The sequence below is a fragment of the Achromobacter sp. JD417 genome, from assembly GCF_041879325.1.
GTDB lineage: Bacteria > Pseudomonadota > Gammaproteobacteria > Burkholderiales > Burkholderiaceae_B > Achromobacter > Achromobacter mucicolens.
On the sequence record NZ_CP087159.1, the window covers coordinates 274,264 to 287,110 of the forward strand.

The window sequence follows — 12,847 nt, forward strand, 5'->3', positions numbered from 1 at the left end:
GCCCGCGCGGCCGACCTGTCATGCGCACCGGGCGCACCGCAATCGCCGCCGCTGCGACCGTGGGGATGCTCGTGGGCGCGGCGATGGTTTCCACAAGCGTGGTGTCCAGCGCCGTCTCGCCCGCAACACTTGCATTCCTGCGCTATCTGATCGGTGCGGCGGTCCTGCTGTTGCCGTTGGGCCCGGCCGTACGCACGACCTTCTCGGTCAAGGACGCAATTGCCATCGCCACGCTGGGCGTTTTCCAGTTCGCCGTGCTGGTGCTGTTGCTCAACCATGCGCTGTTGACGGTGTCGGCAACCGTGTGCGCGCTGGTGTTTGCCACGATGCCGCTCGTGACGATGTGCCTTGCGGTGATCACCGGCAAGGAGCCATACAGTGGCCGAGGTCTGGTTGGCGTGTGCACGGCGGTGGCTGGCGTTGCGTATCTGCTGCTGTCGCCTTCCGCGTCTGCGGCGGGCGTGGCGCACAACGGCTGGGGGATGGTGGCGCTGGTGTCCGCCACGATCGTCGGGGCCGTGACGAGCATCCTGTACGGGCCCTATCTGCGCCGCTATCCGGCGCTTGCGACCTGCCGGCTCGCGATGGTTTCCGCGGTGGTGTTCCTGCTGGGTTTCTGCGTCCTCACCTCGCAGCCGCTGATTCCCTCGCTGAATCGGCTTCAGTGGGCCAACGTCGTGTTCATTGGCCTATCGAGCGGCGTAGGCTATTTTTGCTGGTTGTGGGCGTTGGGCAGGCTGGCTGCCAGCAAAGTGACAGCCTTCCAGGCCCTGGGCCCGGTGACCGCCGCGCTCGTCGAGTCGCTGCTGTCGCAGCGGCTTGCGCCGATGACGGTGCTCGTTGCGCTGGCGATGGTTTGCGCGGGACTGATCATTGCGACACGAAGGCTTGAGGCGAACTGATCGACCTGTTCTATCTGACGGTGACGGCGGCCGGGGCGCCGTCACTGTGGGACTCGCAGGGTGCGCCGCATTGCCGCGCACCGTCTGCGATCGGCTAGATCAGGCCGAAAGTTCGTTACGAACCAACGCCGCGCCCGCGCTCAACGCCTTCAACTTGCCATTGGCCACGGCGCGCGGCAGCGGCGCCATGCCGCAGTTGGTGCAGGGGTACAGCTTGTCGGCATCCACGAACTTGAGTGCCTGGCGCAGCGTGGCGGCGACCTGCTCGGGGGTTTCGATGGTGTGGTTGGCCACGTCGATCGCGCCGACCATCACCTTTTTGCCGCGGATGAGTTCGATCAGGTCGATGGGCACATGCGAGTTCTGGCATTCCAGCGACACGATGTCGATGCTGGATTTCTGCAGCTTGGGGAACGACTCTTCGTACTGGCGCCATTCGGATCCCAGCGTCTTCTTCCAGTCGGTGTTGGCCTTGATGCCGTAGCCGTAGCAGATGTGCACGGCGGTTTCGCACTTCAGGCCTTCGATCGCGCGCTCCAGCGTGGCGACACCCCAGTCGTTCACTTCGTCAAAGAAGACGTTGAAGGCGGGCTCGTCGAATTGGATGATGTCGACGCCGGCGGCTTCCAGTTCGCGCGCTTCCTGGTTGAGGATCTTGGCGAATTCCCAGGCCAGCTTCTCACGGCTCTTGTAGTGGGCGTCGTACAGCGTGTCGATCATGGTCATGGGGCCGGGCAGCGCCCATTTAATGGGCTGCTTCGTCTGCTGGCGCAGGAATTTGGCGTCTTCGACGAACACGGGCTTCTGGCGGCTGACGGCGCCGACGACGGTGGGGACGCTGGCGTCGTAGCGGTCGCGGATCCGGACGGTCTCGCGCTTTTCGAAGTCAACGCCGTCCAGATGTTCGATGAACGTGGTGACGAAGTGCTGACGCGTCTGCTCGCCGTCGCTGACGATATCGATGTCGGCCAGTTCCTGTTCCTTCAGGGCCAGGAGCAGCGCATCCCGTTTGCCTTCGGCCAGTTGCTCGTCTTGCAGGCTCCAGGGCGACCAGAGCTTTTCAGGCTGGGCAAGCCAGGACGGTTTGGGCAGGCTGCCGGCAGTCGAGGTGGGCAAGATTTTTTTCATGGCGAAAGTGTCCGTCTGTTTTCGGTTTATTGATGGGAGTAGCTGGCAGCCCATTGATCAAGCACGTGCTTGTACGGCTTGATGAAGTGCGCCTCGGCAAATTTGCCCTGCTTGATGGCGAGCTGGCTGCGTTCGACGCGGTCGTACACGATCTGCGTCAGCGAGTAGTCCTGGTTCTTCAGGCTGGGTTGATAGCGCTTTCCAGCCGCGGAATTGGCGTTGTAGATTTCGGGCCGGTAGATGCGCTGGAACGCTTCCATCGTGCTGATCGTGCCAATGAGTTCAAGATTGGTGTAGGCGCCCAAGAGGTCTTCCTGGAAGTAGAACGCCAGCGGCGCCACGCTGTTGGGCGGCATGAAGTAGCGGACCTGCAGGCCCATCTTCTCGAAGTAATGATCGGTCGAGGAGAATTCGCTTTGCTGATATTCCACGCCCAGGATCGGGTGGTGGTTGTCGGTGCGTTGGTAGGTCTTGCTGCTGGAGACGCTGATGCAGATGACCGGCGGCTTCGCAAAATGCGCCTGGTAGGCCGGCGATTGCACGAAGTGCTTGAAGAGCTTGCCGTGCAGGTCGCCAAAATCTTCCGGCGTGCTGAACGTGGCTTTGTTGTCGTTGAATTCGGGCAGCAGCACGCTGAAGTCGTAGTCGCGCACGTAGGAAGAAAAATTGTTCCCCACGATGCCGTCGATGCGCTTGTCCGTTTGCTTGTCGACGATGTTGGTCTTGAGCATTTCGATCAGCGGAAACGTGCTTCCGTCTTCGCCCAGCGTCATCTCGGCGGTGATGATGTCCAGTTCAACGGCGTAGCGGTCGCCTGTGGGGTTGTCCCAATGCGCCAGGTCATTGAAACGGCTGTCGATCATCTTCAGCGTATTGCGCAGGTTTTCCTGGCGGCTGGCGCCTCGGGCCAGGTTCGCGAAGTTGGTCGTGATGCGCGTGCTGTCCGACGGCTGATAGTTCTCATCGAAGCGGATGCTCTTGATGCTGAAGGTGAAGTCGTGGCTCATGGTGGTCGGATGCCCAAAATGCTGCGATAAACGTGAATTCGTTGCCGGCACGATCAGCGTGCGCTGCCTGTCCGGCGATCGGTAAGGGTGGCCTGGCGTCAGGCCGCCAAGGCTTCTTCGGCCGCGGCGGCGCGGGCATGCCGCGTCAGTTCGACCAGCGGCAGGGCGCGCTGGACGGCCAGACCGGCACGCTGGATCAGCGCGTCGTTCTGAAGCCGGTAGTCGGCAAAATCCTCGTCGGTCGCGTAGATGCCAAGCGGCAAGGTGCGCGCCTGAAAGAAGCTGAACAACGGCCGCAACTGGTGGTCGATCACCAGCGCATGGCGCTGGCTGCCGCCGGTCGCGGCCAAGAGGACGGGTTTGTCGATCAGGGCGTCCTGATGAATGAAATCGAAGAAGTGCTTGAACAGGCCGGTGTAGGAACCCCGGTAGACGGGCGTTGCCACCACCAGGACTTCGGCTTGCTCGACCGCAACCAGCTCGCGCTCGACCGTGTCGGGCAACTGCGAGCGCCACACCGCGCCAGCAAGCTGCGGCGCCAGCCGGCCCATTTCGACCAGGCGGGGTTCGCAGGGGATTTCGTTGGCGATCAGCGCCAGCAGCTGTTCTGCCAGGGCGGTGGTCTTGGAGGGACGTTGCATGCCGCCGGAAACGGCGACCAGTCGCAGGGGGTGTGTCATCTTTGCTTCCATGGAGCCAATCGGCGCGGAGGGGTCGACTTGCCATGGAACGTGCGTGTTGATCAGATCAACGTGCGGAACACAGCGGCAAACAAGAACGCAATGCTAAATATCAATATCCATGACGTAAAATGGTTTTATTTCACGAATCCATGAATCTAGATCATAGAAATGCTTGAACGTATCCATCTGAGCATCGTCCAGCAGGTCGAAAAGCAAGGTTCCCTGACGGCTGCGGCGGGCGTGCTGAACCTGACCCAGTCGGCTCTGAGCCACAGCATGAAGAAGCTGGAGGTGCAGCTCGGCACCGACATCTGGCTGCGCGAAGGAAGGCGTTTGCGCCTGACGCAGGCCGGCCAGTATCTGCTGGCGGTGGCGAACCGGGTGCTGCCGCAACTGGACCTGGCCGAAGAGCGGCTGGGCCAGTTTGCCCAGGGCGAACGCGGCGCGCTGCGCATCGGCATGGAATGCCACCCGTGCTATCAATGGCTGCTCAAGGTGGTGGCGCCGTATCTGGCGGCGTGGCCGGACGTGGATGTGGACGTGAAGCAGAAGTTTCAGTTTGGCGGGATCGGGGCGCTTTTCGGCTACGAAATCGACCTGCTGGTCACGCCCGACCCGCTGTTCAAGCCGGGGTTGAAGTTTGAACCGGTGTTCGATTACGAGCAGGTGCTGGTGGTGGCCAAGGGCCACCCCTTGGCATCCGTCGCGTACGTCAAGCCCGAGCAACTGACGCAGGAAGTGCTCATCAGCTATCCCGTCGATATCGAGCGGCTGGATATCTACAACCAGTTTCTCTTGAAGGCGGGTGTCACGCCCAAGCGCCACAAGGCGATCGAGACCACCGACATCATGCTGCAGATGGTGGCCAGCGGCCGCGGCGTGGCGGCGCTGCCGCGCTGGCTGGTTGAGGAGTACGCGGTCAAGATGGATCTGGCGCCGGTGCGCTTGGGCCCGCGGGGCATTGCCAAGCAGATCTTTCTGGGATCGCGCGAGGCTGATGACGCCCTGGATTACCAGCGAGCGTTCATCGAGATGGCGCGTCAATAAGAGGGACGGTTAGAAACCCTTAAAATCGCCGCATTTGCAGTGGGATGGCTGCCCCACGCGGCATGCGAGGCACCACATCATCGGAGCCTGTCCGCCTCGCAAGGAGTCAAAGCGTTGAACATACACAAACTGGGCGCGCCCTCGGCGATCGTCTATATCGTCGACGACCACCCCGAGGTCAGCCAGTCGCTGTTCCGCCTGCTGTCGTCGATCGGCATCCATGCCGAGACCTTCGACTCGATCAGCGCCTTTCAGGCGGCGGCGCGTCCCCCGGTGCCTTCCTGCCTGATCCTGGATCTTCAACTGTCCGACGGCGACGGGCTGACGCTGCAGGCTCGCCTGCGCGAGCTGGGCGATCACATTCCGATCGTGGTGGTGACGGGCTTTGGGGATATCCGGCAGACGGTCAAGGCGATGAAAGCCGGTGCGATCGATTTTCTGGAAAAGCCCATCTCCGAGCAGCGGCTGCTGGACTCGGTGCATCGCGCGCTGGAATCGGACGCCGCGCGGCGCGCCAAGGAGCAGGAATTCGAGAAGATCCTGGCGCTGTACCGGTCATTGACGGCGCGCGAACAGCAGGTGATCGAGATGATTGCGTCGGGCTGCCTGAACAAGGAAGTCGCGCAGCAGTTGGGCATCAGCGAAGTGACCGTCAAGGCGCACCGGGCAAGCGCCTACCGCAAGATGCAGGCGCGCAGCTTTGCGCAACTGGTGCAGATGATCATCAAGGTCAATCCGAGGGTTGCCGCGCACGCCGTGCCATTGCGCGGCGACGGCAATGGCGATAGCGATGGCGACGGCCAATAAGGCCGGATGAATCAGGCCTGCGCGGGCAACGAAAAGTAGAACACCGCGCCCACCGGGCTGTTGGGCCGCGCCCACATCTGGCCATGATGCAGCTGGATGATTTCGCGGCAGATGGCCAGGCCCATCCCCAAGCCTTTGGTCTTGGTGGTGAAGAAGGGGTCGAACAGTTTTTTCACCGACGCCGCATCGATGCCGCTGCCGCTATCAAGCACCTCCACCAGCAGTTCGTCCGTCGAAGACGGCCGGGTGACGACGCGCAACTGCCGCGCGCCTGGCGCCTGCTTCATGGCATCGACCGCGTTGACATACAGGTTGAGCAGGACCTGCTGAAGCTGGACGCGGTCGCCGCTCGTGTGCAGGGGCGCATCGGCCAGATCCAGCATGACGTCGACGTCGCTGAAATCGAGCTCGGATCTCAGCAGCGCCAGGGTTTCCTTCACGAGTCCATTCAGTTCGACGGGGGCGAAGGCTGCCGGCGCCTTCTTGATGAGCGCGCGCACGCCGGAAATGATCGAGCCGGCGCGTTGGCCGCTTTGCACGATGCGCCGCAATGATTCCGCGACCTCTTCGGTGTTGGGCGGGGTGCGCGCAATCCAGTTCAGCGCCGCCTGCGCTTCCGTCAGGACCGCCGAGACCGGTTGGCTGACATCGTGGGCGATGGAGGCGGTCATCGAGCTGACAGTGGTCATGCGGGTGACGTGGGCCAGATCCGACTGGATCTGCTGCATCTTGGTCTCTGCGGCCTTGCGTTCGGACAGGTCGAGCACAAACGAGACGCCCTGATTGTCGCCGGCGGCAAACCGGGCCGCGCCGAGCAGCACCGGCACGCGCCGGCCATCCTTGCGGATCAGTTCGGTTTCCACCGGTTCGGCGGTCTCGCGCAGCAGCAGCTCGTCCAGCGTCACCGGGCCGCCGCGCGACACAAGCGCGGTCCACTTCAAGCGGCCCGCGCTGACATCGTCGCGGTCGTAACCCGTCATGGACAGGAAGAGGTCGTTGGCTTCCAGCACTTGCCCCTCGATGCTCCAGAACCAGATCCCGATGATGTTGGCTTCGACCAGGCGTTGAATCCGGGCCTCGCGCTGCGCCAGGTCACGGTATAGCCGCGCGCGTTCGATCGCGATGGCGGCCTGCGAGGCCAGCAGACGCAGAACGGCGGTGCGGTGCGGCGCAAAGACGCCGCGCGCCAGGGTGTTTTCGAGATACAGCACGCCGATGGATTTGGACTGCGTGGTCAGCGCCAGGCACAACACCGACGGCAGCCGCGCGGCGCGCACGTAGGGGTCGCCGGTGAAGGCGCCAGCGCTCCACGCATCGTCCAGCACGATGGTTTCACCCGTGCGCCAGCCGTAGTTCACGATCTGCTGCGGCAGGCCGGCCTCGTCCAGCGACTGCGCGCGCTGGCTGATCGCGACGGAATCGCCGGACGTGGTGGCAAGGGCGCGCACATACAGGCCACCATCGGCATGCAGGACGAGCACGCCGCGCGTGGCGCCGGCCTGCTCCAGCGCGATCTTCATCAGCTTGTCGAGCAGCGTCTGCAAGTCCAGCGCACTGGCGAGCGCGCGGGAGATGTCGATGACGGTGGCCAGATCCAGGCTCTCAACCGGCGTTTCGATCGTGGAATCGTGCGCGGCGCTGCCGCGATCCACGAACAGCGTGGGATGCAGCGCATCGATCTGCCTGACCTTGCCGGACGCGCCCCAATGCTGATAGCAGGCGCGCGCGTGTTGCAGGTACGTATGCGCGATGCGTTGCTGGCCACGGCTTTGGAAAAACCGTGCGGCGCATTCGTTGGCCAGCCCTTCGACGTGGACAAGACCGTGATCGCTGGCGCAATGGATGGCATCGTCGTAGCGCTGCATGGCGTCCAGGATGTCGCCCTTTACCCGCGCGACTTCGGCGTCTATCAGCATCCGCTGGCTTTGGAAGTTGGACGGGCAGGACGCCGCCCACGGACGCAGCTTCGCCAGATGGACCTCTATCGCCGCAAGCGTGGCGGCTTGTCCCGCCGGACTTGCGGGCGTGGGGCACCAGGCGTGCGCCAGCGCGGAGTAGAAGTGAAACTCCATTTCCTCGACGAACGCCAGAGACGTCCAGACGAACCGTGACGCTACCTCGCTTGCCCGCACGGCGTCCGGGAAATCGCCGCCGAACACCCTGGCCTGCAGCTTGCGCAGGTAATGCCAGCACGCCGTGACATTCCAGCCGGCCTCGGCCTGGAGCTTGCGCTCGAAATCGGCCTCGGTGAATCCAGCGTCGTCCAGCGTGCCGAAATGCGGCGTCATGCCTTGCAGCATCTTGGCCAGTTGCAGTTGCGACGTGTACCGGTCCAGGACTTCAAGCCCCGCCTTGCGCGCGAATGCCAGGCCACGGCTGGCGTCGGCGCGGATGGTGTCCAGCGCGCCGCCGGTGGCCAGCATATGCGTGACCAGGCTGTTCAGCGCGAAGGATGCGTAGGTCCAGTCGCCCTGCTGGCCGGCCAGTTCGAAGGCAGTCTGCAGCAGGTTGCGCGCCTCGCTGATCGGCTGCGACCAGGGAACGATCTGGCCACCGAACACCTGATAGACCCGCGCGGCGAAGCGGACCTGCGCGCGCTGCTGGATCAGGTCGACGCCCAGCTTGCCGAAGGCGTAGCCGTCTGCGTAGTCGCCGGTGCGCGCGGCCAGGATCATGCCCAGCCACGCGTATCCCAGGCTGGACGCATCCGTGTTGCCGTGGCGCAGGCTCAGGTTGGCCATGCGCAGGATGACGCGCTCGCGCAGATTCGCAAAGAGCGTCCAGGCCGGCGGCAGCAGTGCGGTCAGCACGCCCATCGTCGCTTCCGCTTCCGGGTTCTCCATCGCGGGCAGGGCCAGCAGCGCAGCCGCGGGCCGGCCGGCACGCAGCGCATTGAACTGGGCGTACTCTTCCGAGACGTCCGCATCGGAAGGGTTGTCGGTCCAGTCGATGCCGGCGCGGCGAAGATAATGCAGCGCGGCCTGAATGGCCTCATGCCGCTCGCCCAGCGCCATGAAGACCTCCACGCGCAGCTGAGTCACGCGGGCCAGGTCCGTCAAGGGCGCGTCGCGCTCGCCCAGGCGGGCCAGCCGATGCCTGGCGCTGCCCACCGCGCCGCTGCGCAACTCGCACTCGGCGCGGGTGATCTCGATCGTGAAGGCAAGCGCGGGCTCGCGCTGGCGGCCGTCGTCGGACAGGAATGCCGAGGCCGCTTCCAGATAGCGGATGGCGGCCGAATAGTCGGCGGTGTCCTTGGCCAACGCGCCTGCCAGGGCATTCAGATGGGCAAGCCGGACGCGTTCGTCGGGGCTGTGGACAAGTTGCCATGCACGGTTGAACTGGTCGACCAGTTCAAAGGCGCGCGCCTTCAATTGTTCCGGTTCCAGGTCCTGGGCAAGGCGCCTGCCGATGGACAGATGGGTGGCCGCGCGCTGCCGTTCGGGAATCAGCCCATAGCTGGCCGCCTGCACCCGGTCGTGCGGAAAGCGGTACACGTCGCCGCTACGAAAGATGAGGCTCTGGCGCTCGCACTCGCGCATTGCCGTGGCAACGTCGAGCCGCGGCCAGCCCAGCGCCGCCGCCAGCTTGTCCAGCGAGGCGTCGTGCCCAAGGCAGGCCATGTGTTGAATCGCTTCGCGGCTGTCACGCGGCAAGCGCTCGACCTGCTGGAGGATAATGCCGACCACGTTGTCGGTGTAGGCCTGTTCGCGGATGGCATCCGCATCCCAAAGCCAGCGCTGGCGCCCCACGTCGTAGCGCAGCAACCCTTCGGCCGCGAGCGTGGACAGGAACCGGAGCACGAAGCAGGGGTTGCCGGCCGTCTTGGCCTGCACCAGGGCGACGAGCGGATCGATCCACGGCGACCTGCTTTGCAGCGCATCGGCGATCAGGTGGGCGCAGTCGCGCGCCTGCAGATTGTGGAGCGCGAGTTCGGTGAGGGGGATCGCGCTGGCGCGCAGGCCGGCGATGAACGCCGCCAGCGCGTGGCGCGCCGGCATGTCCTCGGCCCGATACACGCACACGACCAGGATGTTCTGCAGACCGGTCTGCGCAAGCTGTTCGATCACGCGCAGGGTCGCGGCATCGGTCGACTGCAGGTCGTCCAGGAACAGGATCAGCGGATGGCCCGGCGACGAGAACGCGCAGAACAGATGCTGAAAGGCCAGGAGCAGCCGTGCCTTGGCGTCCGCCTCGGCCAGCAGGCCCCTGGCGTCCGGCACGATCAGCGCCAGTTCGGGAATCAGCGTGAGCAGGCTGCCGCCGCCGGCCGAGACCACCACGCGCAGTTTCTCCCGCCACTCGTCCAGGTCGCTTTCGTTTTTGGCAAGCACCGCCTGAAGCAGGCCTCTTGCCGCCTCGACCAGCGCGGCGTAGGGACCGGCGTGGCTGTGAGGATCGCCCTTGCCCTTGGCAAGCAAGGTGTATTCGCTGCCGACAACGCGATGCAGCTCTTCGATGAGGATCGACTTGCCAACGCCCGCCTCGCCCGAGATGAGCACGACCTCGGCGCGCCCGGACCCCGCCACCCGGCCCATGGCGCCCAGCAGGACGTCTAGCTCTGCGCCTCTGCCGTACAGGGTTGCGGGCACGCGCACGCGGCCAGGATGGTCGTAGCGGCCCAATGCGAAGACCGGCGCGGCGTCGGGGTCCATCATCAGCGCGGCCAGACAGCACTGCAGGTCGGCCGCCAGCCCCTCCGCCGTCTGATACCGGTCGTCCGGCGACTTTTCCAGCAGCTTCATGACGATGGCCGACAGTGTCGCGGGTATTGCGCTGCGTCGTTCGGCAGGCGTTACCGGCACGCGCGCGGAATGGCTGTGCAGCCACGTCAGCGCCGACTCGCCTTGAAAAGGCAGCTCGCCGGTCAGGGCCTCGTAGAACACGACGCCCAGCGAATACAGGTCCGAGCGCGCGTCGGCGCGATGCCCGGCGCGGCCGGATTGTTCGGGTGCCATGTAGGCGAGGGTGCCGACGATGTCTGCTGGCTGCGAGCCCGGCGCCGCCTGATAGGCGCCGAGCGGCGTGGAGAAAGAAAAGCCGGTCAGGTGGGCGGCTTCGTCATGGGCGTTGAACAGGATGTGCGCGGGCTTGAGATTCCGATGGATCAAGCCGGCGTTGTGCATTTGCCCAAGGGCGTTCGCCGCCGCGATGGCCAAGCGCAGAAATGCCTTGGCGGGCATGGGCTGCGGGCGATGCCACGCCAGGGGCTGTCCGCCGGGATCCTGCAGATACAGGACGGTGGAGCCGCCGACGCGCGCCAGCGCGGTCGGCACGGCGGCCCAGCTGGGATGCAGGTAGTCGCGCAGGCCGTATTCCTGGTCCAGCAGGTGGCGCGCGCATTCCGAGCTGTCGCTCGGCCGCAGCCAGACGGCAAGGGTGGCGTCGCCGCGTCCGAAGACCCGGTCGCCGTCCACCCACAGAACCTCGAAACGGGCCCCGTTGACTGCCTCGAAGCGAGGAGCACTATCCATGTCGCACACCCAGCCGAGGCCTGTCGGCGCGCGGCAATAATCCCTGTCGGCGCAATTCTAATCAGGAATTATGCGTCTCATGTAACGGTGTGTGCGGCGGCGCCGGGTGTCGTGTTGATTCCGCCTATTGCACGATCGGCGCCACGAAGTGCGAGACCCGCGGGGGCGCGTCGCCGATGTGGAAGGCGCGCACTTCGGCTTGCTGGTCCGCGTCTGCGTGCGTGACGCGTTCGTGCTGGCGCAGATGCTCCAGCCAGGAGGTCACCAAGAAGTACTCCAGGTAGCGGCCGGGTTGGGCGGCGTCTTCGAAGATGCCCCAGGCGTATGCGCCATCGCGGCGGCGCTCGGCGCCTGCGTGCTGCATGGCGCGCACGAAGGCCGCGCCTTGCGCCGGGTCGATCAGGTATTCGACCGTGATCATGACCGGGCCACGATCATGCGAGACCTCTTGATCGATCAGCGGCTCGGGCCAGTGCATCGACGGCGCAAGGTCCAGGTCCGCGCCCAGCTGCAGCTTGGCCTTGCGGGTCAGCAGCATCGCAACCACCGAACCGGCGGCAGCGATCAGCAGCGCGGCGGGCACGCCGGCACGCACCGCCGTCTGACCCCAGATCATGCTGCCCGCGGTCATCGACCCAAAGAACACCGTCACGAAGATCGCCAGGCCACGGGCACGTACCCAGTCCGGCAGGGCAACCTGCGCCGAGACGTTGAGCGAGGTCAGCACCATGATCCACGAAGCGCCCGCCAGGAAGCTGAACGCACCGGCCACCACGGGATGCGGCACCACCGCAAACACCACCAGCGTGAAGGTGGTTCCCAGCGTGCCGGCCATGACGCTGCGGTCCGGCCCCAGCTTCTTGCGCAGCGGCGGCAGCACCATCGCGCCGATCACCGCGCCGGCCCCGACGCAGCCAAGAATGATGCCGTAGAGCAAGGCGCCGCCCTGCAGCACCTGACGCACGATCACCGGCAGCAAGGCCCAGTAGGCGCTGGCAAACAGGAAGAACGCAACGGCGCGGACCAGCGTGGACTTGAGCGGCTTGCTGTGCAGCGCAAAGCGCACACCGGCACGCATGGCATGAAACAACTGCTCGCGCGGCAGGCGCTTTTCAGCGGCGGTGGGCGGTTTCCACCAGATCAGCGCGGCCACGACCACGATGAAGCTGACCGCATTGACGAAGAACGGAATGGCCACGCCGATGCTGGTAATCAGCACGCCGGCCAGCGCCGGACCAATGGCGCGGCTGACGTTGATGCCAACGCTGTTGGTCGCGATGGCCTGCTGCAGCGACGGACGCGGCACCAGGCTGGGTACGATGGCCTGCCAGGCCGGCGCCGACAGCGCCGTGCCAATGCCCATCAGCAACGTGAAGCCCAACAGCACCCACGGCGTGGTCAGGCCAAACCACACCACCAGCCCCAGCGCCAGCGCAATGACGCCCATCGCGATCTGCACCATCAGCAGCAACTTGCGGCGGTCCATGGTGTCGGCCAGCGCACCGGCCAGGAGCGACAGCAGAAAAACAGGCAGCGCGCCCGCCGTCTGCACCAGCGCCACGAACATGGGCGACGGCGACAACGACGTCATGAGCCAGCCCGCGCCCACGTCGTGCATCCAGGTGCCGATGTTGGACAGCACGGTGGCGATCCAGATCACCGAGAAGGCGGAGTACGCGAATGGCGAGGAAGGCGGAGCGGGGGTGGCGGGCTGGGCGTCGGCGGTCGTCATGGCGTGGCAGGCTGCGGGAGAAAGCAAAAAGGTCCGCAGCCGCTGCAAGAGCGGCTGCGGACCCCAGGGG

8 protein-coding genes are annotated in these 12,847 nt (G+C 65.1%); 3 read left to right on the forward strand and 5 right to left on the reverse strand.

The genetic code is table 11. The annotated features are described in order from the left end of the window. Nucleotides 1-20 precede the first annotated feature (20 nt). On the forward strand, nt 21-902 hold the full coding sequence (locus tag LN047_RS01295) for a DMT family transporter (RefSeq protein ID WP_373980969.1): 882 nt from the start codon (nt 21-23) through the stop codon (nt 900-902). A gap of 99 nt (nt 903-1,001) precedes the next feature. Here the strand turns inward: LN047_RS01295 and LN047_RS01300 are convergent, their stop codons facing one another. The 3 genes from LN047_RS01300 to msuE form a co-directional block, all read right to left on the reverse strand. Beyond that, complete coding sequence (locus LN047_RS01300) at nt 1,002-2,030, reverse strand: methionine synthase (protein WP_373980970.1); 1,029 nt, start codon at nt 2,028-2,030, stop codon at nt 1,002-1,004. A gap of 26 nt (nt 2,031-2,056) precedes the next feature. Then, a complete protein-coding gene (locus LN047_RS01305) occupies nt 2,057-3,037 on the reverse strand; it encodes a DUF1852 domain-containing protein (protein WP_373980971.1) in 981 nt (326 codons plus the stop codon). Between the two features lie 98 nt (nt 3,038-3,135). Continuing rightward, on the reverse strand, nt 3,136-3,717 hold the full coding sequence (gene msuE / locus LN047_RS01310) for an FMN reductase (protein ID WP_373980972.1): 582 nt from the start codon (nt 3,715-3,717) through the stop codon (nt 3,136-3,138). A gap of 171 nt (nt 3,718-3,888) precedes the next feature. Between msuE and LN047_RS01315 the strand changes: the two genes are divergently transcribed. Further along, a complete protein-coding gene (locus tag LN047_RS01315; protein ID WP_373980973.1) occupies nt 3,889-4,767 on the forward strand; it encodes a LysR family transcriptional regulator in 879 nt (292 codons plus the stop codon). Between the two features lie 114 nt (nt 4,768-4,881). After that, a complete protein-coding gene (locus LN047_RS01320; RefSeq protein ID WP_373980974.1) occupies nt 4,882-5,574 on the forward strand; it encodes a response regulator transcription factor in 693 nt (230 codons plus the stop codon). Nucleotides 5,575-5,585: 11 nt separating this feature from the next. Here the strand turns inward: LN047_RS01320 and LN047_RS01325 are convergent, their stop codons facing one another. Together LN047_RS01325 and LN047_RS01330 are read right to left on the reverse strand one after the other, a co-directional pair. Continuing rightward, on the reverse strand, nt 5,586-11,045 hold the full coding sequence (locus LN047_RS01325; protein WP_373980975.1) for an AAA family ATPase: 5,460 nt from the start codon (nt 11,043-11,045) through the stop codon (nt 5,586-5,588). A gap of 124 nt (nt 11,046-11,169) precedes the next feature. Next, entirely contained in the window at nt 11,170-12,777 is a 1,608-nt protein-coding gene (locus LN047_RS01330; RefSeq protein ID WP_373980976.1) for an MFS transporter, read from the reverse strand. Between the last annotated feature and the right edge of the window lie 70 nt (nt 12,778-12,847).